Origin of the sequence: Paraferrimonas sp. SM1919, assembly GCF_010993985.1 — a bacterium.
Taxonomy (GTDB): domain Bacteria; phylum Pseudomonadota; class Gammaproteobacteria; order Enterobacterales; family Shewanellaceae; genus SM1919.
Window position 1 is genome coordinate 77,589 of sequence record NZ_WINH01000012.1, and the last position, 21,129, is coordinate 98,717.

Consider the following 21,129-nt stretch of genomic DNA (forward strand, 5'->3'; position numbering starts at 1 on the left):
TTTAACTCAGTCCAGCCTTTACTGATAAACTAACAACATTCAGATGATTAAAATAAGGTAATTTCCCCCATGGGCTTAGCTCGTTTCTATCACAATGAACCTTTAACCGTTGGGCAGCAAATTGTACTTAATGATGATGCAGCTGGTCACATAGGCCGGGTGCTAAGAATGCAAGCGGGTGAACGGGTCATTATCTTTAACGGTTCAGGTCAGCACTTCCCTGCTACCATCACCAGCGCCAGCAAAAAAAATGTAGAAGTTCATATCGATGAAGCGATAAGCTCCAATAATGAATCACCGCTGCGCATTCATTTAGGCCAGGTGATCAGCCGTGGTGACCGTATGGATTTTACCATCCAGAAATCGGTGGAACTTGGGGTCAACACCATCACACCGTTATTCTCAGAGCGCTGTGGCGTTAAACTGAGTGGCGATCGTCTCGCTAAAAAAATCGAACAATGGCAAAAAATCGCCGTTGCGGCCTGCGAGCAATCGGGCCGAGATGTGGTTCCAAATATACGTCCAGCCATGCAATTAGAAGCTTGGTGCGCGGAAGATACTGAGGCTCTAAAGTTAAATCTGCATCCAAGGGCTGCGCATGGTATCAATGGCCTAACCCTAGATAAGTTATCCGCTCGACTACTGATTGGTCCCGAAGGTGGACTCTCTGATGTTGAGATTGCCATGACCGAAAACTACCAATTTACCGATATTTTATTAGGCCCACGAGTACTTCGTACTGAAACGGCCTCTTTAACCGCTATTACTGCCCTTCAGGCTCGCTTTGGCGATTTAGGATAAGGAATAACAATGATTAAACTTGGCATAGTGATGGATCCTATAAAGGACATCAATATTAAAAAAGACTCTAGCTTTGCCATGCTAATGGCCGCCCAAGCCCGAGGTTATCAGCTTTACTATATGGAAATGCAGGATCTTTACCTAAATAATGGTGAAGCTTTTGGTCAGGTAAAACCACTTAAAGTAGAGAACAATCCTGAATCTTGGTATGAATTTGGCGAACAAGCTGACATGCCATTAAGTGAACTGGATGTGATCCTTATGCGTAAAGATCCCCCCTTCGATACTGAGTTTATCTATTCGACTTACATGCTTGAGCGTGCCGAAGAAAAAGGCACCTTAATTGTTAACAAGCCACAGTCACTGCGTGATGCTAACGAAAAACTCTTCACCGCTTGGTTCAGTCAATTTACCCCTAACACCCTAGTCAGCCGTGATGCCAAACGTATTCGTCATTTTATTGAGGAACATAAAGACACGATTTTAAAGCCTCTCGATGGCATGGGCGGCTCTTCTATTTTCCGTGTTAAACAAGGCGATCCTAATATTGGGGTAATCATTGAAACTCTCACGTCATTAGAAACCCAATATGCCATGGCGCAACAGTTTATTAAGCAAATTGATGCGGGTGACAAACGCATTTTAATTGTTGATGGCGAGCCTATGCCATATTGTCTCGCTCGGATTCCAGCGAAAGGAGAGACCCGCGGTAACTTAGCTGCTGGCGGCCGTGGTGTGGCTCAGCCGCTATCTGAATCTGACTGGCACATTGCTAATACCATTGGTCCAGAGCTTAAAAAGCGCGGCCTGATTTTTGTAGGCTTAGATGTCATCGGTGAGAATGTCACAGAAATTAACGTGACCAGCCCAACCTGTATCCGCGAAATTGAAGCCGCTTATGACGTGGATATTACTGGCAAGCTGATGGATGCGATTGAGCGCTACGTTAACGCTCAAAGGTAGCTGGATACTTAATGCCTTAATTATTTAATAAATTGAGTATATTATGCTCGGCAATTGCCGAGCATTTTTTTACATGGAATCGAAATGAATAACAAAAAATTACTAAGCTGCTTATTGGGTGCTGCCTTAAGCCTTCCTGGGTTTGCAGCCGAAAAGCCAAAAAACATTATTATTATGATCGGTGATGGTATGGGTTTTCCATACACCACAGGTTACCGCCACTTTGTCGATAGCCAAGAAACCACCACCGTCGAGACCACAGTATTTGATCGGCTGCATGTGGGCTCCGCCTCTACTCATCCCCACCATCATGATGGTGTGGTAACCGATTCTGCCGCGTCGGCAACCGCCCTAGCCACGGGCACTAAAACCTACAATGGTGCGATTGCGGTTGATATTGAAAAAGAGCCATTAACCACTGTAATGGAAATCGCTAAAGCTAAAGGTATGAACACTGGGCTAGCGGTCACCTCAACCATTACCCACGCTACCCCGGCTTCTTTTTTTGTACACAACGAATACCGCAAAAACGAAAAAGAGATTGCCCAAAGCCTAACCGAGACGCCTGCAGATGTAATGTTTGGTAATGGCCGTCACTTTACCCAAGCCCAACTGGACACTTTAGCTGCCAAAGGTTACCAGGTGATCAGTGAGTACAAGCAATTAGCCAGTCTTAAGCCAGGCAAGGTAATGGCAACCATGCCACTGACCAATGCCATTGACGATGAACCAATGCGACTCACTAAAATGACAAAACAAGCCCTTAAGCAGTTAAAAGGTTCAAAACAAGGCTTTGTATTATTAATTGAAGGCAGTCAAATCGATTGGGCTGGTCACGCTAATGATATTGCTTGGGCAATGCATGAAATGGCGGATTACGGTGGCGCGGTAGAAGCGGCAGAAGCCTTTGTTAAAGCTAACCCTGATACCCTATTAATTGGTACTGCCGATCATTCAACCGGTGGTTTAACCTTAGCTCGTGATGGTGATTACCGTTGGGAGCCACAATCACTGTTAAAGATCAAGCAGTCACCTGAAGCAATCGCTAAAATAGCCACTACCGCTGAAGATCCAGTCGCTATTATCAACCGTTCATTGCCTTTCAAGCTCAATGATGAACAACTAAAACTCATTAAAAATACCGATCTCAAAGAGCCCAAAGCATTAACCAACGCTATAAAAAAAGTGATCGACTTACACACTGGAACTGGCTGGACAACCTCAGGTCATACTGGTGAAGATGTACCAGTTTATGCAACTGGGGTTGGTGCTCATTTGTTTAGCGGGCATTTAGATAATACCGATATCGCCGATAAGATCATTAAACTTCTACAATAACCTTGTATAATAGGGACATTGAATTTTGTATGAGTCCTAACAGTGTCCCTAACTAATCCTTCGATTTTACTCGAGCGCAATCTAGAAGCTTTTGAAAACTCTAAGCTACTGATCCTAAATCATGAAGATGATGATTTTGCTGTGTCTGCCAGTAAAATTGCTGATTCTGTTACCGCCCTAGCGCTCGATTTCCAGCATCATCAAACTCTCAAGGGTCACAATTATGTTGACTGTCATTTTGGCACTCATCTCAATAAAGAGGGAGACGGCTTTGATGATATTATTATTTACTTCTCTAAAACCAAAGCGCTAAGCCAATACCTTCTTGATATGGCTCAGCACTTAATTAAAAATAACGGCTATATTTGGGTCGTAGGTGAGAATAACTCCGGCATTAAAACTTTGCCCAAAATGTTAACAAGCACTTGTTATAAATCTGATAGCGCTCGTCGTTGCAGTTTATATTACTCACAAATAGAGCAGCCAACTCGCCACTTTGCCATTGAAGATTATCTCGAACAGTTTCAACTTTCATTTAATCAAAGCAGCCTCCATGTTTGCACCTTGCCTGGTGTATTTGCTGGGCAAAAATTAGATGCTGGCACTGAGCTGTTGTTACAGACCCTAGTGAACAACCAGCAAGGACGTATTCTCGACTTTGGTTGTGGCTCAGGCGTCTTAACCGCAGCCATCGCCCTGAACAACCCGGATGCACAAATAGAAGCTGTCGATATTAACGCAATGGCTTTAGCTGCTTGCAAATTAACTATGGATGCCAATAACTTACAAGTAAACGTCTACCCGTCAAATGGCTTACAAGAAGTGCAACCTGGTTTACAAGCAATTATATCGAATCCTCCATTTCATGACGGCTTGGTAACTACTACAGATATCGCAACTCAATTTGTAGCGGATTCTAAAAAAGTGCTCAATCAAGGTGGACTATGGCAAATTGTTGCGAATGCCCACCTCCCTTATGGTGAAGCAATAGCGGCCAGTTTTGGAACAATCTGCGTCGAAAATAGTAATAATAAGTTTAAGGTTTACCTTCAAAATCGCTAAAGTTTTTCAACTTACTGCCGCTTTACAATTTATTAACAACTAAAGTATGCTGAACAAAAATAATAAATTGCGCAGCATTTGATTATGTTAAAAGAAGAGCAGCTTCATTTTGATCAGCAACAGGGAAAGCTTTTTGCCGTTATTGGTGCAGAGCAAATTCCCAATTTAGAAGCGAAAAAAATTCTAGATTACGTTATTGAGCATACCCCTTATTACTCAAATCTCAGTTATCTTTCTAAGCAGATAGCACCATTGCTGCAAACGATTACCCCGCTCCAACAATTGGTGAAAATTGAGATTGCCTTACAACTAGACTGCCAATTAAACATTCACGTGACTGCCGATTCGATGGCAGTTGAAGCACAATTAATTGGCGCCTATGGTGGCAAGCCTATCTCTCTGATAGGACTATTAGAGCAACTTAAAGAGGCTAACATCAATCAAGGGCTTTCCCGCCAAAAGATCCTTCAAGTTATTAATAGGTCCGCAGAACTCGCGCCAGGGGAAACCGAAGCAATCATCATTGCTTTAGGTACACCAGCTCAAAACGGGGTTGATGCTCAACTTGAAAACTTAGTCTTCCCAAGCCAACATGTATTAAATAAATCCCAAGGGTCAGAACTACCACTGGTTAGCAAAGGTGAAAAGCTGCTGATCAAGCACCCACCATCCAAAGGAAAACAAGGTTTCACTGTCACAGGTCAATTACTGCCTGCTATTGAAGGAAAAGACCGTCATCTACAACAATCCCCTGGCACAACACTGAATGATACCCAAGATGCCCTGATTGCGACTCGATCTGGATTACCAGTGCATGGCGACACTGGTTTGAGGATAGATGATATCTTGGAACTGGAACAAGTCATCAATCAGAGCCAAAATATTGAATTTGATGGTTCAATATTTATTAAGGGGGATGTTCGTTCTGCTTGTACGATAAAAGCTTCTGGAGACATTATCATCGCCGGTATTATAGAAACCGCCAATATCCATGCTGGGGGGGATATCATTGCCACCAAAGGGATAGCTGGAAAGCAACGTAGTTTAGAATACTTAAGCTGCAAACTTACCGCTAAAGGAGATATCTGTATTGGCTACGCTCAATATGCACAACTGCAGGCGCAGAATATTAGAGTCGAAAAACAATTACTGCACTGTTTAACCCATGCACAAAATAATATCGAATTAGGTCATGATGATTCAATATCTGGCGCAATTGTTGGTGGTCAGTCATCTGCCGGCTATCAAGTTTTGGCACAAGAAATCGGTTCAACATCCCATACCAAAACATTGATTCAATGGGGAAAAGCGTATCCTAAATTAGTTAAAAAAAGACTCGTTACCCTGACCGAACTTGAGAATTTACAAATTAATCAAAAACGTATTTTTGCCCAAATCCGCGCTTTTGAAAAACCACAAGATTGGGACCTCTATCCAGAATTAAAAGCCCAAGCTCAAGCAATTCAGAGCGAATTAAATGATGTTGAAACACGCCTTGAAAAAGTACAAAAAGAGTTTGAAGAGATAGATAAACAAGTGAAACTATTCTACAAACAAAATCTTTTAATCGTTACTCAGCAGATATTTGCCGGTGTAGACCTCTCTATTGGCAAAAGAAGCCTGAAGGTGCCTAAAAATCTAAGCTCCTGCCATGTCAGTTTAGTTAATGAAAATATTAGGATTGTTCAGCAAAATCTTGCCGAAGATAGCTTAAGCCTGATATAACAACAATGTTGTAAACCTTATAATAAAAAGAACCATTGTTGTTATGCCTAAAAATGTAAAGAGCTATTTTGATAGCTTAGTTATGTGGCTACTACTGTGTAGTAGTTTACTTATTTTTTTACCTCAACCTGTATTGCAGTTGATCGGTGTCGCCAATTGGCTAGGCCAATATGATATCTATATTGGTTTAGTCTTTATTGGCTGCAGTGGCCTTAAACTTATTAACGTATTTAATTATGGGCTTGACCACGCGATACGTTCCTTAAAGCAACAACGACAAAAGCAAGATATCGATGAAAAAATTGAGTTTCTTGATCAAGCTGAACGCTCACTTTTAAGAGAGTTTTTTATTCAGTCAAGTTCAATTTTGACCATGCCTACCACTGAAATTAGTGTCATCAACCTTAAACAAGCTGGAGTATTAGAGCAGCTAGGGAAAGAACGCCATTATGCCATTTCTGAGCCCACCGCAGAGTTTAGGATATCCCTTTATGCCCGCAAAAAACTTAACCGCCAGCTGTTAATGTTACCTAAGGGGCAGCCAGATGAAGTTGAAATGAAGCGATTATTAAAAACTCGTCCAGAATTTCATAAAAATATTATTAAACCCAATAAAACAGCTGCTTAATTGCAATAAAAAACCTCGCCTAGGCGAGGTTTTTTATTGCAATACCAAGTTTACTTCTCAGCTTGAGCTTTAGCTAGCTGTGCCAGCTCTGGCTTATGTTCAGCAATTTCTTGAGCACTTAGGCCAGTTAGCTCATGCGGGAATACTAACCAACGGTCTGACTTATCAATGTAGAAGTCTGGTTCGCGACCAGTTTGATTATTCTTTGGTTTAAAATAAGGCGTTGCAATTTTAATTTCAGGCGTGTTCTTACGACATGAAGCATGTAAATCCTTAATCACCTGCTCTACTGATAAACCAGAATCATAAACGTCATCAATGATCAGTACTGAATCTTCAGAGTTCACTTGTTTTTCAATATAACGTAAGCCATGAACTTTTACTTGCTTACCACGTTCACCAATACCAACGTAAGAAGAAGTACGAATAGCAATATGATTGGTTTCATGCCCCAAGAAATCAAACACTTCCTGAACAGCGATACCTACCGGAGCACCGCCGCGCCAAACACCAACAATATAATCCGGACGGTAACCACTCTCATAGATTTTTTTACCTAATTGGAATGAAATATCCAGCAGTTCTTGTGCAGAAATAAAGTGTTTTTCGATGCTCACGCTATGCTCCATGTAACCAGATCAATTCTGGCAAGTTAAAACCATTCAATAATGGGGCGGCATAATACCATAACAAGTACTTACTAACAGTAAAAACGCCCTAAAGGGTAATAGTGTTATCTATTTGCTAAAGATAGTCCAAAAATAAAGGCCTGCTACTCACTAAAGTAACAAGCCTTTTAAAAAATATTGGTTGCTAGCCTTGGTCTTTACCAAAATACTCCAACGCCAACACGATACTAATCGCCACAGCCATTAATGCTAAAGCCATTGGCAGTTGCGCGGGTAAGTTTAATAGTTGCTCATAGGTCTCTGGAGAAAGATTTTCTTGGAGCAGCGGTACCTGCTCACCTTTTGAATTAGTTCTCCAAGTAATCGTTTGTTTCCATGGCCAGATTTTTGGCAAGGTGCCAATCATTAAACCCGTTAGAAAAACTAACATAATATCTTTTGCTCTTTTTAGTAACATCGACAATATGTGAGAAAAGCTCAACAGACCAGTAATACAGCCAAGCATAAACACAGAGATAATCCCGATATCAAACGATTTAACAGCACCTAAAATGCCACTATATAAACCAAGCAAAAGTAGGATAAAACTGCCTGAAATGCCTGGTAAAATCATCGCACATATTGCAATAGCCCCCCCAAAGAATACCGTCACATAGTTCACATCCAAACTAACTGGAGTGACTTCAGTGATCCCGTAGGCAAACAGCCCTCCTAACACTAGAGCTAAAATACGACTGACTTGCCAAGACTGTACCTGACGTAACATGTGCCATACCGACACGATAATTAAGCCGAAGAAAAAGCTCCATAACGGCACTGGATGCTCAACGAGCAAGAATGAAATCACTTTAGCTAAGGTGGCAATGCTGGTTAAAATACCTGCAAACAATACAACCAAGAAGGTTCCATTAATGTATTCCCAGCTCCCTTTAATGCCTTCATTTTTTAAACGGATGATTAATGTCGGATTAATACGACGAATGCTTTCTAGCAGAGTCTCATATATACCGGTAATAAACGCAATCGTACCCCCAGACACTCCAGGTACGACATCCGCAGCGCCCATTGCTGCACCTTTTAAAAAGGTTAAAATCCACTGTTTCAAAATACAACTTCCATTATTGGTTAAAGTTAAGCCACAGGACCATAACTTGATATAAAATATTGAGCCCCAATCCCAGCAGTAAGATACCACTGAGTTTATCTAAAATCTGTGCTTGTTGGCGTAATTTAGGTAATAACCACGATTGAGACAATAACAACACGACTAAAGTGTACCAAAGCCCATCAATCATAAGCGGTGTGATAACTAAAGTGCCGATATTACCAGAATGGCTGATCTGTGCCACAAATTGACTAAATAGAGCCACAAAAAAAAGCATAATTTTAGGGCTTAAGAGTGACATGACTAAACCATCTAAACCGGCTCGCCAAAGTGGGGCGACTTTCCCCGCAGCTAAGGACTGGGCAATCCCTTGTTTAGCAAGGATAGCTTTACAACCTATCCATATTAAATAGCCACCACCCAAAGCGCTTATTACTTGGAAAATAAGCGGATATTGTTGCATCAATACATGCAACCCCAACACTGACATTAGCGCGTAAACACCTATTCCCAATGCATGTGCCCAAGAACAAACCACGCCATGCAAGCGACCAGAAGCTAAAGTATGTCTGGCCACGAGTGCGAGTGATGGTCCAGGAGACATTGCCCCTAACAAACAAACCACAGCCAATGGTAGCCAATCTAAAAACGTCACAAATATCCCCTTTTATTATAAAAATGCTGTTAACCTGAACAAATACACAAAAAAATCGGGAACTTTTCGCTTTTTTATTCAACAAATATTAGTAAAGCGGTAATATGCTTTGTTGTTTTTAATTTTTCAAGTTGGATATTTTATGCTTAAAAAGCTTGTTGTATTGGGTGGTTTCTTTTTATTAACTTCTGGTTGTAGTTCTACCGTCCCAATCAAGGCACCTGAATCCATTGTCGGCAAATGGCAAATTACTCAGGTGGAGAAACAAAAACTTAGTCTTCTAGGGCAAAGTACAATTACTTTTAAGCAGGACAATAAAGTATCCGGCTTTAATGCTTGTAATAATTTTTTTGGTCAATACCAACAACAAGATAATCAATTAAGCTTTTCACCTATGGGAACGACCATGAAAGCTTGTGTTGATTCATTGATGCAGCAAGAGCGCAAAACAATGCAAGCTATCACCCAAGTTACCTATGTTAAAGGCGACTCTCAAAAGCTGCAATTACTAAACGAAGACCACAAAGTACTACTTATTCTTAATCGCCTGTAAAAAATATGACTAAAGCTACTATTCGCAAAGCGCAGTTACATGATGCTCAAGCCATTGTTGACTTTAACCAAGCAATGGCTCTTGAAACCGAAGACCTACAGCTCGATAGCACTATTATCACTAAGGGGGTAAGCACCCTCTTAGCAGAGCCTCAGCGTGGTTTTTATTTAGTTGCAGAGGTAGATGGTGTCCTTGCTGGCTCATTAATGGTCACCTTTGAATGGTCTGACTGGCGCGCCAAGGATTATTGGTGGATTCAATCGGTTTATATCAAACCCGAATTTCGCCGTCAGGGCATTTACAGCAAGCTGTACCAAGAAGTGAAAGATCAGGCTACAGCTAATGGCGGTGCCGCCAGTTTTCGCCTTTACGTTGAAAAAGACAATCAGCGTGCCCAGAGTACCTACCAAGCCCTAGGCATGAAACCATGCCAGTATGATATGTACGAGCAAAAATAATGGCTTTACGTATCGCAATTGGCTCCCATAACCCAGTTAAAATTGGTGCGGTAGAATCGGCTTTTAACAGCCTTTACCCCGAGCAGCAGCTGGACTTTTTGCCTGCAAGTGTACCTTCGTTGGTCAGCGACCAGCCCATGAGCGAAGCTGAAACCAAAGCCGGCGCGGTTAATCGTGCTCAAAATTTGGCAACCATCCTGCCCGATTGCGACTTTTACGTCGGCTTAGAAGGTGGCGTTGACCTCATTGACGACTTACCTTTTACCTTTGCCTACATTGCGGTACTGCATAAACAACAGGTGTACTTTTCCCGTTCTAGCGCGTTACCCTTACCTAAACAGGTTTATACACGCTTGCAGCAGGGAGAGGAATTGGGCACAGTAATGGATGATTTATTCCAGCAGACCAATATTAAACAAAAGGGTGGAGCCATAGGAGTGCTAACTAAAGGCCACTCCTCACGACAGGCGGTATACACCCACACGCTACTTGCCGCCATGGCGCCAATAAGTTTTAGCGAAATATTTTAAGGTAATAGTTATTCATGGAAGAATTTAAATCCCAATACAAACACTTGCTAGATATCCCAGTGGCTTGGGGTGAAATGGATGCCCTTGGGCATGTCAATAATGCCGTTTATTTCCGTTATTTTGAATCGGTACGACTGGACTACTTTGAATCCCATAAATTCATGCAAACCTTAACTGAGCATGGCAAGTTTCCTGTATTAGCCGATGTCCAATGCCGCTTTCGTCGCGCCGTTACCTTTCCAGATACCTTAACTTTAGGTGCCCGCATTACCGACCTAAATGCTCATGGCTTTACTATGGAGTATGGAGTTTATTCCCAAGCACAGCAAACCCTTGCCAGTGTGGGGACCTCTAAAGTTGTGATCGTCGATAAAGACACTGGACGTAAAGGTTTAATTCCAGAAAGCCTTGCTAAGCTCATTGCTCAAGATGTCAAACAAGGATAACCCATGCAACATAAGAAATTAGGCAGAACCACCTTAAATGTGAGCCCTATTTGTTTAGGCACTATGACCTTTGGCGCCCAAAACAATATTGAAGAAGCCATTGCCCAGTTAACTTACGCCACCGCTAATGGTGTTAACTTTATTGATACCGCAGAAATGTACCCAATTCCTCCATCGCCTGTAACCCAAGGAGATACTGAGAGATTTATTGGTGAATTTTTACAGCAACGCGGCCAGCGTGATGATTTAGTCATTGCCACTAAAGTTGCCGCACCTGGTGGCGTGAACTACATTCGTGGCGACCACGATAATATGAGTCTAAACTGGCGTAATATCCATAAAGCCTGCGATGACTCCCTGGCTCGGCTCAATACCGACTATATCGACCTCTACCAAGTCCACTGGCCTGACAGAAACGTCAACAGCTTTGGGCAGCTGAATTACCAAGCTCAAGAAAGTGAAAAGCAAACCCCAATCGTAGAAACCCTAGAGGCATTAGCGGATCTACAAAAACAGGGCAAAATTCGCTATATCGGTATTTCTAATGAGACTCCATGGGGAACGATGCAGTATCTGCATCTTGCCGACAAACATGGACTGCCACGCATTGCCACCATTCAAAACCCATACAATCTGCTTAACCGCTCGTTTGAGGTGGGCTTAGCAGAGGTGGCACATCGAGAAGAGTTACCACTACTGGCATACTCGCCATTAGCCTTTGGTATGCTAACCGGCAAGTATTTGGGTGGCGCTAAACCCCAAAATGCCCGTTTAACCCTATTCGAACGCTTCGCCCGTTATACCAAAACTGACAATGCTTGGAACGCGACGAAAGCCTACTGCGAACTCGCCGCTGATCACGGCCTGAGTCCTGCGCAACTGGCACTGGCCTATGTCAATTCACGGCCGTTTGTTGGCAGTAACATTATTGGCGCCACCAGCTTAGAACAGCTTAAAGAAAATATTGATAGTGCCAATATTGTCCTTGGTGATGATGTTCAAAAGCAAATTGAACAATTAGGCATTCAATTTAGTAATCCCTGTCCATAAAAATATTGCTGGCTAAATGCACTTTTTGCTGGCATTCACTTGCAATGCCAGCAACTATCCACCAAGATCTGTGCATTACTGATTATTTCCCTATTTGTATGAGCATAGATACCCTTTGGCAACAGTTTCCTGCCTTACTTCAAAGTGTTGGCGATCACCCGCTGACCTATTTAGACAGTGCCGCTAGCACCCAAAAGCCGCAATCGGTATTGGATGCGATGCAGGGCTTCTATCAAAAAGACTATGCTAATGTTCACCGCGCAGCCCACTCCTTATCCAGCCGGGCCACCTTCGCCTATGAAGCCGTTAGGGACAAATTGATTAAGTTTGTTGGGGCCGATAGCCGCCAACAGATCATCTTTAGCCATGGTACCACCAGCAGTATTAACATGGTGGCCCACGGCCTAACGCCACAGATCAATAAAGGCGATCGCATTCTGGTTGATACTGCCAGCCACCACGCCAACCTCGTCCCTTGGCAAGCCTTGGCCAAGCGCACAGGTGCCGTTATCGAGCCCATTGCCATTGATGAGTACTGCCGTATTGACCTTGATAAATTTGCTAAGCAAGTGTTCGGTGCCAAAGTGGTCGCCTGTGCCCACGTTAGTAATGCCATTGGTGCCATTAACCCAGTACAGCAAATTTGCCAATTAGCCCGCGCAGCAGGGGCTATTAGTATGGTTGATGGTGCCCAAGCCATCTCGCATCTGACGATAGATATTAAAGCCATAGGCTGTGATTTCTATGCCTTCTCTGGTCACAAAATGTATGGCCCAACGGGTATTGGTGTGCTTACTGGTAAACTGGCTGCATTAGAATCCTTAGATCCCATGCTAACCGGTGGTGAGATGATCAAAAGCGTCAGCTTTACTGGCACCGAATACGGCCCTTTGCCGAATCGCCTTGAAGCCGGCACACCACCCATTGCTGAGGTCATTGGTTTAGGCGCAGCTATCGATTTTATGCACAGCTTTGATTCTACCGCCGCCCTTAGCCATGAACGTAACTTACTGGCTAAAACCTATCAGGCGCTCAGTGAAAACGATCGTATCGAGATCTATGGCTACCACCCTGAGCATATTGGGGTGCTGGCGTTTAATATTAAGGGTGAGCATCACCAAGATGTGGCGACCTTGCTAGATCAACAGGGCGTTGCCATTCGCGCCGGTCACCACTGTGCCATGCCGCTGATGCAACACCTAGGCATTAAGGGCAGTTGTCGGTTATCATTCGCCGCCTATTCAAAACCACAAGATGTTGATGCCTTTTTAAGGGCATTAGATGAAGTATTGGAGCTATTAGATTGAGCCTGCCAACCCCAAATGACATTAGCGAGCTAATGAGCCAAGGCCGTAACTGGCAAGACAGGTATAAGCAAATCATGCTGTTGGGTAAACAACTGCCTGATATTGATGATGCTTATAAAGTGGATAGCAACCTGGTCCAAGGTTGTGAAAGCACGGTTTGGTTAGCGGCTGAAATCCTTGATGACAAGGTGCACTTTCATATTCAATCTGACGCACGCATTGTTAAAGGCTTAATTGTGATTATGCTATCTAAAGTGCAAGACCAAAGTACTGATACCATTGCCGCCTTTGATGCTAGGCAGTGGTTTGAATCATTAGGGTTACTCGCCCACTTAAGCCCATCCCGCGCCAACGGCATTTTTGGGATTGAACAGGCGATTAAAGCAAGTTTAGAAATGTAGTTCAAAAGGAATAAGCATGGATGCTCATAAGTTTATAAAGGAATTATTCTCCTCCCAAATATTTAAAGAAACCCAGCAACTCAATAGCAACCTGGTACAAGGTGTAGATATGCCTTTGCCTCAAAAGCTATATCATTACACTTCTGCTGAAGGCCTGAAAGGTATCATTAATAGTGAATCCCTTTGGGCTACAGATTGTAGATTCTTGAATGATTCAACAGAGTTTCATGACGGCCTTTCTTTCACAATTGAAGAGCTAGCAAAGAGAAATTCTACCCTATGTACAGAACTGTCTGAGTATTTAAAATCAGACACTTCTAACTTTCTTGAAGTCGTTACGCCCTATATAACATCTTTCTGTGCAGATGGAGATCTTTTAAGTCAATGGAGAGGTTATTCCAGCAGTTCCGAAGGTTACTGTATTGAATTCGATTTTTCTGATTCAGACCTATGGTGTTATAATGTAACTTATTCTGACCTTATTCCGGTTATCTACGCGCCAGATAAAAAGATTAAAGCTATTAATAGTATTATTGATAGAATCATCGAAATATTTGAGAATGCCCCCTCAGAAGAACAAAGTAATAAAAACCTTTACCTACCCTTATTAGCAAACTCATTTCGTCCTCTACTTGCCTCCTTCAAAAACGAGAGCTTCTCGGAAGAGAAGGAAATTCGAGCAATCTTTTCATTACATAGTGTCCAGAATGAAAAATATAGTGAATTTAGGATTTCCAATGGAGCTTTTATTCCTTATTTGATTGGCAGCTTTAAACAAGCAACGGACAAACAGCTCTTTAAGAGGGCACAGCTTCCAATCACCAAAATCATTTTACCTCCTAGTGCCGGTGAAACTGCTCGTAAAGGACTCGAATTATTCTTGGATTCAAGTGGTTACTCTAGAAAACTCATCACGTCTTCAAAAATTCCGTTAAGAAACCAATATAGTATTAGTTGGTAACCTGATGGAGATAAAGGCTGTCATTATTCAAACCCTTGCCGCTATTCCTAGTGGCAAGGTTGCCGCCTATGGCCAAATTGCCAAAATGGCGGGCTACCCCGGCTACGCCCGTTATGTGGGCACAGTACTAAAACAACTTCCATCAGGCTCTAACATCCCCTGGGATCGGGTGGTTAATGCCAAAGGTGAAATCTCCTTTGCTGAAAGCTCAAAAGAATACCTCAAACAACATCAACTTCTAATGAGTGAAGGAGTGGTGGTAAACAATGGCAGGGTGTCGATGAAGATATTTGGGATCTAGGTAGAAGGTTGAAGGATCGCTTAGCTGAAGGTTTTAGAAGATTTGCCCCTCAAAAGCCAAGCTGACTTCCCTGCAAGCTCTGCGAAATGAGTACAAGGCAGCAAGCTTTCTAAGCCTGTTTTTGCAAGGCTAGCGAGAGAGAGGCAAGGCATCACAAAAGTTTCTGGAAAACTTTTGAACAGCTTTAGCTGGCCAGTAGGGTTAAATACACGGATGTATTTAATATTTAAAACAAGCCCGAGGAGTTTAGCTTGCCTAAATGACTTGGGTTGTTTTATGAAGATAACGCAGCATATCTGAAGCTAATGCAGCAAAAGGAGTTTGGCGAGTCAAAGATGACTCGGGTTAGGAAGTGAGGCGAACGCAGTAATCATGATGCAGGCGTAGCAGTGCACAAACTAGAATCCCACATGGCTCTTACTCTATAAAACAAAAACACCCGCTCGTTGGCGGGTGCTTGTAGAAGCGCTAAGCTTACTTCTTAACGTACTCGGCGATGATCACCATATGCTGGCCATCAGCACGGCCCTCAATGTATTTAGGATCATTACCTACGCTGATGTTACGTACTGGGGTGCCACGTTTGATGATCATTGATTTACCTTTTACTGGTAGGTCCTTAATGATCACTACGTTATCGCCCGACTGTAAAATTGCCCCGTTAGCATCAAGAGTTGGTGGCGTGTCGTCTTCTTCTTCAAAGCCGGCTTTCGACCACTCTAGCATGTCGTCTTCTAGGTACATCATGTCTTGCAAATCTTGCGCCCAAGATTCTGGCTTAAGCTTTTCTAGCAGACGGTGGCTTAGTACTTGCACCACCACCTCTGCTGACCACATAGAATCATTTAAGCAGCGCCAGTGATTAACATCTGTGATTTCGCCTTCGATTTGTGGCTTACAAGTGCCACAAACTAACACGCTAGAATTTACCTCACCGCCGTGCAGTGGCAGTACGGTGTAAGCACTTAAATCTTTGTCATTGCCACACAATTCACACTTGTTGCCAGCACGCTGACCTAGGGTTCTTTCTAAACTCATGATATTTTCTCTACTACTTTCTTAAATCCATGTGTACCGTCACTTCGTCACGGTCATGGTATAAATGTTTACACTGGAATTTGGCATGCTTAATACCGTTATCAAACAGAATTTTTTGCATGGTTTCCATAATCTGAGTCACTTCCTTATAACGGGCGCGCATTGGCAGCTTAAGGTTGAAAATCGCCTCTGTACACCAACCTTTAATGGCCCACTGTTCCATTAAGTGGGCAACACGGGCAGGTTTATCCACCATGTCACATACTAACCAGTAAATATTTTTGCGTGGTGGCTCAAACTTAAAACCATCTTCTGCGTAATGGGTCACCTGCCCGGTTTCCATTAGGCTTTCAGCCATTGGACCGTGATCCACGGCGCCAACCATCATGCCGCGACGCACGAGCTGGTAGGTCCAACCACCAGGACAAGCCCCTAGGTCTACGCCATTAAGTACCGACGCTAAGCGGGTTTCATGTTCGTCTTCGGGAATAAATACCTGAAAAGCTTCATCTAGCTTCAAGGTTGAACGGCTTGGGCCATCGCTTGGCATACGCAAGCGTAAAATCCCCATGTGCCATGGGCTATTGGTTTGGCTGTAAGAGTAACCTACGTAAGCGGCGTTATTGGCAATAAAGCACACATGTAGCACTGGGCGCTTTGGGTTTTCTTTATTTAACAATACCCCAGCACTGCGCAACTTTTGACGCAGTGGCACTGTAAACTTACGACAGAACTTAGACAACTCTTTGGCGTCATTGGTATCTGGGGTTTCCACACGCAGCTCACCAGCAGCTTCAAGAGAAGCAAACGCCTCTACAATTGGAGAGGCGCGATCGGCCAAATCCATGTTTTTAACCAATTTCGCAGCAAACATTTGGCGGGCAAAAATGAGGTCTTTTACTGGTAACTTTTTCAGTAGCTTATCGGCATCGCCTGTACCATAGCACTCAAACACCACATAGCCTTGATCATCTTTAGTTTTAGCAAAACCATAAATTTCTAAGGCAGCTGCTTTATCTTGAATTTCAGCAGCGCATTCTTTTTCATAGCCTGGACGGCAATATAACAACAAATGTTCCATAGTTTCTAGCTTAAGACTCGTTAAGGTTAACCTAGCTTAGCTTTCGCCATAGCTAAGCTGATAAGCAACCAAGCACTAATTAAGCTTAGGCCGCCTATTGGCGTAACTGGGCCGAACCATTTCACCCCAGTTGCCACTAATAAATACAAGGAACCACTAAATAACAGGGTTCCAATAAGCATTAGCAATCCCGCTAACTGCAACAATTTAGATGGCCATTTAGCTAAAGCTAAGGCCACCATAAACAGTCCTAATCCATGGAAAAATTGATATCGCACTGCCAACTCAATGGTCTGCAATGACTTAGCCGAGAGCAGTTGACTAAGACCGTGGGCACTCCAAGCGCCAATGATCACCGCTAGGCCACATAATAGTGGTGCTGCTACTAATAACATGCGTTGCATGATGCATACTCTACTTAATTAGCGTCACAGATCCTGTTTATAAAATCTTTTGTAAAAACAGCTGCCTGCTCAATATTAGCAGCTAAAGTGGTGCCTGATGATTTTCTTGGCTTAAAGCTATGGTCACCGTCACAGATCCAATGCAATTTGGTATGCGCACCTAAATCCCAAGCGACGACATCTTCTTTCCCGCCAAAGGCATCCCGTTCCCCTTGATTAATCAACACTGGGCAGCTGGCCTGTAAAATAGGGGCTAGCCTTGGGGGCTGCTTTTTATTTAGCGGCACAAACGGGTAGCCCAGCGCGATAACTCCTTTGACAGGTATCGTTTCGGCCATAATAGCCGCCATGCGTCCCCCCATAGATTTACCCATTAAAAATAATGGCACATCATCCGCTAAATAAGGCTCAATCACTCGCTTAAAACAAGCCAATAGTTTATCGGCTTTCTCAGGAGGACGACGCTTACCTGTTTCTAACATGGTGGTCATGTAATCAAAATTAAAGCGAACCACTTCAATATTGTATTTGCCTAGGGCGGTAGCAAAATCCACCATAAAAGGGTGCTCACTGCCCGCACCCGCGCCATGGGCAAACACCACTCTAGCTTTGGGGTTAGATGGGCCATCAATCCATAATTGTTGGCTCATTATTGATTTTCTTCTTCAGCAAACATAGATACCATCCACTCTTGGAAAGCGTTAATCTTGCCGGTTTCAGCAACACTTTTTTGACTGACTAAATAATAGGCATTAGGGCTCACCAGCACCTCTTCAAAAGGCACCACTAGCCGCCCAGCTGAGATTTCAGGTTCCGCCAACAAACGATAACCTAAGCCCACACCCTGACCATAAATAGCCGCTTGCAGCACTAACGAAGAGTGACTAAAAATAGGCCCTTGGTTAACGTTAACACTGCGGATCCCCTGCTGCCTAAACCACAACTTCCAATCCTCGCGGCTTAGGTCATGTAATAAAGTATGATTGCCTAGATCCTCAGGAGTAAGTAAAGGTTTACCCTTTTGCAACAATTGTGGAGAGCATACTGGCAACATGGTTTCATTACGCAGCTTTACCGTATGTAAATCAGGCCATTGGCCAAGACCATAGTAGATTCCTACATCGATATCCTCAGTTAAAAAACCTTCATCAAAATCTACAGCTTTGATGCGCACATCAATTTCTGGATGCATTTCACTAAATTGTGACAACCTAGGTACCAGCCACTGAATTGCAAAGCTCGGTGACATACCCACTGTTAGGGAGCCAGTTGCACCTCGAGCAAGCAGACGCTCGGTGGCTTCTCCTAATTGGCTAAACAAGTCTTTGACGTCTAAAAAATAGCTTTGCCCTTCTTCAGTAAGCAGCAACGTTCTATTTTTACGCTTAAACAATTTCAAACCTAAATAGTCTTCTAATGCCTTGATCTGATGACTAACAGCAGCCTGAGTAACAAAAAGTTCTTCCGCAGCACGAGTAAAGCTTAAATGGCGAGCTGCAGCCTCAAATGCTTTAACGGCATTTAATGGTGGCAAACGCTTAGACATGGTAATCCTTCAACAAAAACTAAAGCCACCAAATGGTGGCTTAACTGGTGACTATTTGATTTCTAGAGCCGGAAAAGACTTAACTAAATCATCAACTGCTTTCATTTGGGCAAGGTATGGTTCGAGCTTATCCAGTGGCAATGCGCAAGGACCATCACACTTGGCTTCATCTGGATTTGGATGGGCTTCTATAAACAAACCTGCAATACCTAATGCCATGCCTGTACGAGCTAATTCAGTTGCTTGTTGACGACGGCCACCAGCAGAATCACTACGTCCGCCTGGTCGCTGCAGGGCGTGGGTAGCATCAAAAATTACTGGCGCACCTGTCGCTTTCATTTCATCCATACCCAGCATATCTACTACTAGGTTGTTGTAGCCGAAGCTTGAGCCACGCTCACATAACATGACTTTGTCATTACCGGCTTCGCCGAATTTAGTAATGATGTGGCGCATTTCATGGGGCGCTAAAAACTGTGGTTTTTTAACGTTAATTACCGCGCCTGTTTTTGCCATGGCAACCACTAGGTCAGTTTGGCGAGCAAGGAATGCCGGCAACTGAATCACATCCACCACTTCGCTCACAGGCTGAGCTTGGTATGGTTCGTGAACATCAGTAATAATTGGCACATTAAAGGTCTTTTTGATTTCTTCAAAAATCTTTAGGCCTTCTTCCATGCCAGGTCCTCGGTAAGAATGTACTGAAGAGCGATTAGCCTTATCAAAAGAGGCTTTAAAAATGTATGGAATGCCAAGCTTATTGGTAACTTCAACATAGTACTCAGCAATTTTCATCGCTAAGTCACGAGATTCTAATACATTCATCCCACCAAACAGAGCGAATGGCTTGTCGTTGGCCACATCTATACCAGCAACATTAATAATTTTCTGTTCCATAACTTTCTCTTTAATTTTTTGAGCATTGTCGCTCACCACAATTAGTGAAACACTTCTGTGGTATCTTGAAGGAGTTTTAATTGCAGCTTCACAGCATCTCTGACGGCATCTTTTGGTGAATTATCAACAAAATCCTGCAAGTCTGCCGCTGCGGCGGTGACGCAACCGAGTTGCTGCACGATAAAGGCACGCTCACGTTTTAATGGGTACTCATCAGGAAACCAATCTATCTGAATATTGCTGCATTTAAGGGCCAGCTCATAATTTTTATCGAGCAAGCTACTTGCTTTTAAATGCTGAACTAACTGCTTAATAATTTTAGCATCTGTTGCACAACTAAGCATTTCATCGGTGACCGTAACATGAGCGCCAAGTTCGCCTTTAATTTGTTTGTGCAGTCGCTCTACACTCCATTGCTCACCATTAATCGGATTAACGTAGACCTGTTTACCATCAAGATCCGCTCGCAGTACAAATTGACCTGGAATGACAATAATATCCACTTTTAAATCGAGTTGTTTGGCAAGCATCCACAGCAGTAAAGCAAAAGAAGTAGCATTACCACTGCGTCGACTCAGTACCTGAGCTAACTCAATGGCGTGAACACTAAAATAGTCTTTGTCAGCCGCAATAAATCCTTGCTCCTTATAAAACCAGTTCAGCAAAGCATTAAAACGATTTTCTGCGCCAATCACATATTGACTTAGCACACCACCACTGAGCTCCAGCCACTTCCAATGAGCAACTTGTGTATCACCAATTTGCAATAATTGGTTTAACTCAAAGATGGTTTGGGGAAATTGAATATCTTCTAATAACTGCTCAGATGATTTCATAATTATTTACAGCTTAACCAAATAATATAGGGGTTTTAGTCATCGCCAGTTTAGCGGCATAAAGAACCCAACCAATTGCACCAAAGGCCATCATGACACGATAAAAATTACTGCGCTTGGACTTCATTGCGACTATTCCAAGAACAATGTATGCCACCACCGCGAGCAGCTTTTCATGTAACCAACCCATTGCCATTCCAGTTTGGGCAACATGATATGCTAACACTACACCACTTAAAAGCATCAGAGTATCAATCACATGTGGGGAGATCTTAGCCCATTTTTTGGCTATCCAAGTCGATTGCATTAGATTTGCAGTAAAACGAATTAAGAAAAACACCACACTAATAGCGATTAACGTTAAATGCAGATGCTTTAAACCTGGGTAGATGCTTGCTAGGGATTCCATTTTAA

General features: G+C 43.0%; 26 protein-coding genes. 15 read left to right on the plus strand and 11 right to left on the minus strand.

Annotated features, from left to right (window positions below; translation table 11 throughout):
• Positions 1-69 precede the first annotated feature (69 nt).
• The 6 genes from rsmE (at position 70) to GFB48_RS09025 (ending at position 6,517) form a co-directional block, all read left to right on the plus strand.
• Positions 70-801, plus strand: a complete 732-nt coding sequence (gene rsmE, locus GFB48_RS09000; protein WP_163934212.1) for a 16S rRNA (uracil(1498)-N(3))-methyltransferase — start codon at positions 70-72, stop codon at positions 799-801.
• Between the two features lie 9 nt (positions 802-810).
• Entirely contained in the window at positions 811-1,764 is a 954-nt protein-coding gene (gene gshB, locus GFB48_RS09005; protein WP_163934215.1) for a glutathione synthase, read from the plus strand.
• Between the two features lie 84 nt (positions 1,765-1,848).
• The gene (locus GFB48_RS09010) at positions 1,849-3,102 is read left to right on the plus strand and encodes an alkaline phosphatase (protein WP_163934218.1); all 1,254 of its coding nucleotides are present in this window, start codon (positions 1,849-1,851) and stop codon (positions 3,100-3,102) included.
• Positions 3,103-3,144: 42 nt separating this feature from the next.
• Positions 3,145-4,164 (plus strand): methyltransferase, encoded by a 1,020-nt coding sequence (locus tag GFB48_RS09015; protein WP_163934221.1) that lies wholly within the window; start codon positions 3,145-3,147, stop codon positions 4,162-4,164.
• 84 nt (positions 4,165-4,248) lie between these two features.
• Positions 4,249-5,889, plus strand: a complete 1,641-nt coding sequence (locus GFB48_RS09020) for a DUF342 domain-containing protein (RefSeq protein ID WP_163934224.1) — start codon at positions 4,249-4,251, stop codon at positions 5,887-5,889.
• Between the two features lie 43 nt (positions 5,890-5,932).
• Positions 5,933-6,517, plus strand: coding sequence for a superinfection exclusion B family protein (locus GFB48_RS09025; protein ID WP_163934229.1), 585 nt, complete (start codon positions 5,933-5,935; stop codon positions 6,515-6,517).
• Positions 6,518-6,567: 50 nt separating this feature from the next.
• Here the strand turns inward: GFB48_RS09025 and GFB48_RS09030 are convergent, their stop codons facing one another.
• The 3 genes from GFB48_RS09030 to GFB48_RS09040 all read right to left on the minus strand — a co-directional run bounded on the left by GFB48_RS09030 (position 6,568) and on the right by GFB48_RS09040 (position 8,906).
• Entirely contained in the window at positions 6,568-7,128 is a 561-nt protein-coding gene (locus GFB48_RS09030) for a phosphoribosyltransferase (RefSeq protein WP_163934295.1), read from the minus strand.
• 202 nt (positions 7,129-7,330) lie between these two features.
• A complete protein-coding gene (locus GFB48_RS09035; RefSeq protein WP_163934298.1) occupies positions 7,331-8,212 on the minus strand; it encodes a DUF368 domain-containing protein in 882 nt (293 codons plus the stop codon).
• Between the two features lie 52 nt (positions 8,213-8,264).
• Complete coding sequence (locus tag GFB48_RS09040) at positions 8,265-8,906, minus strand: LysE family translocator (protein ID WP_163934232.1); 642 nt, start codon at positions 8,904-8,906, stop codon at positions 8,265-8,267.
• Between the two features lie 142 nt (positions 8,907-9,048).
• On the opposite strand from GFB48_RS09040, the gene GFB48_RS09045 reads away from it, so the two are divergent.
• The 9 genes from GFB48_RS09045 (at position 9,049) to GFB48_RS09085 (ending at position 14,913) form a co-directional block, all read left to right on the plus strand.
• Complete coding sequence (locus GFB48_RS09045; RefSeq protein ID WP_163934234.1) at positions 9,049-9,459, plus strand: META domain-containing protein; 411 nt, start codon at positions 9,049-9,051, stop codon at positions 9,457-9,459.
• A 5-nt stretch (positions 9,460-9,464) separates the two neighbouring features.
• Positions 9,465-9,917 carry a GNAT family N-acetyltransferase gene (locus tag GFB48_RS09050; protein WP_163934236.1) on the plus strand — a complete coding sequence of 151 codons (453 nt, stop codon included), beginning with the start codon at positions 9,465-9,467 and terminating at the stop codon, positions 9,915-9,917.
• Positions 9,917-10,447 (plus strand): inosine/xanthosine triphosphatase, encoded by a 531-nt coding sequence (gene yjjX / locus GFB48_RS09055; protein ID WP_163934238.1) that lies wholly within the window; start codon positions 9,917-9,919, stop codon positions 10,445-10,447. Before GFB48_RS09050 ends, yjjX begins: the two co-directional genes overlap by 1 nt.
• Positions 10,448-10,461: 14 nt before the next feature.
• On the plus strand, positions 10,462-10,893 hold the full coding sequence (locus GFB48_RS09060; protein ID WP_163934239.1) for a thioesterase family protein: 432 nt from the start codon (positions 10,462-10,464) through the stop codon (positions 10,891-10,893).
• 3 nt (positions 10,894-10,896) lie between these two features.
• Positions 10,897-11,943: an NADP(H)-dependent aldo-keto reductase gene (locus tag GFB48_RS09065; protein ID WP_163934241.1), complete on the plus strand. Its 1,047-nt coding sequence runs from the start codon at positions 10,897-10,899 to the stop codon at positions 11,941-11,943.
• A gap of 98 nt (positions 11,944-12,041) precedes the next feature.
• The gene (locus GFB48_RS09070) at positions 12,042-13,250 is read left to right on the plus strand and encodes an aminotransferase class V-fold PLP-dependent enzyme (protein ID WP_163934301.1); all 1,209 of its coding nucleotides are present in this window, start codon (positions 12,042-12,044) and stop codon (positions 13,248-13,250) included.
• A complete protein-coding gene (locus tag GFB48_RS09075; protein ID WP_163934243.1) occupies positions 13,247-13,651 on the plus strand; it encodes a SufE family protein in 405 nt (134 codons plus the stop codon). Before GFB48_RS09070 ends, GFB48_RS09075 begins: the two co-directional genes overlap by 4 nt.
• 16 nt (positions 13,652-13,667) lie before the next feature.
• On the plus strand, positions 13,668-14,612 hold the full coding sequence (locus GFB48_RS09080) for a DUF2971 domain-containing protein (protein ID WP_163934245.1): 945 nt from the start codon (positions 13,668-13,670) through the stop codon (positions 14,610-14,612).
• A 4-nt stretch (positions 14,613-14,616) separates the two neighbouring features.
• The gene (locus GFB48_RS09085; protein WP_163934247.1) at positions 14,617-14,913 is read left to right on the plus strand and encodes an MGMT family protein; all 297 of its coding nucleotides are present in this window, start codon (positions 14,617-14,619) and stop codon (positions 14,911-14,913) included.
• A 474-nt stretch (positions 14,914-15,387) separates the two neighbouring features.
• Here the strand turns inward: GFB48_RS09085 and GFB48_RS09090 are convergent, their stop codons facing one another.
• The 8 genes from GFB48_RS09090 to GFB48_RS09125 are packed head-to-tail and all read right to left on the minus strand — an operon-like array spanning position 15,388 to position 21,124.
• Positions 15,388-15,951, minus strand: coding sequence for a PhnA domain-containing protein (locus GFB48_RS09090; protein ID WP_163934249.1), 564 nt, complete (start codon positions 15,949-15,951; stop codon positions 15,388-15,390).
• 13 nt (positions 15,952-15,964) lie between these two features.
• Positions 15,965-17,032, minus strand: a complete 1,068-nt coding sequence (gene rlmM, locus GFB48_RS09095) for a 23S rRNA (cytidine(2498)-2'-O)-methyltransferase RlmM (protein ID WP_163934251.1) — start codon at positions 17,030-17,032, stop codon at positions 15,965-15,967.
• 26 nt (positions 17,033-17,058) lie between these two features.
• Positions 17,059-17,436 carry a DUF423 domain-containing protein gene (locus GFB48_RS09100; RefSeq protein ID WP_205597708.1) on the minus strand — a complete coding sequence of 126 codons (378 nt, stop codon included), beginning with the start codon at positions 17,434-17,436 and terminating at the stop codon, positions 17,059-17,061.
• 14 nt (positions 17,437-17,450) lie between these two features.
• Complete coding sequence (locus GFB48_RS09105; protein WP_163934254.1) at positions 17,451-18,086, minus strand: alpha/beta family hydrolase; 636 nt, start codon at positions 18,084-18,086, stop codon at positions 17,451-17,453.
• Positions 18,086-18,982, minus strand: a complete 897-nt coding sequence (locus GFB48_RS09110) for a transcriptional regulator GcvA (RefSeq protein ID WP_163934256.1) — start codon at positions 18,980-18,982, stop codon at positions 18,086-18,088. Before GFB48_RS09110 ends, GFB48_RS09105 begins: the two co-directional genes overlap by 1 nt.
• Before the next feature lie 51 nt (positions 18,983-19,033).
• A complete protein-coding gene (gene kdsA, locus GFB48_RS09115; protein WP_163934258.1) occupies positions 19,034-19,879 on the minus strand; it encodes a 3-deoxy-8-phosphooctulonate synthase in 846 nt (281 codons plus the stop codon).
• A gap of 41 nt (positions 19,880-19,920) precedes the next feature.
• A complete protein-coding gene (locus tag GFB48_RS09120) occupies positions 19,921-20,715 on the minus strand; it encodes a tetratricopeptide repeat protein (protein ID WP_163934260.1) in 795 nt (264 codons plus the stop codon).
• Between the two features lie 13 nt (positions 20,716-20,728).
• Positions 20,729-21,124: a SirB2 family protein gene (locus GFB48_RS09125; protein WP_163934262.1), complete on the minus strand. Its 396-nt coding sequence runs from the start codon at positions 21,122-21,124 to the stop codon at positions 20,729-20,731.
• Between the last annotated feature and the right edge of the window lie 5 nt (positions 21,125-21,129).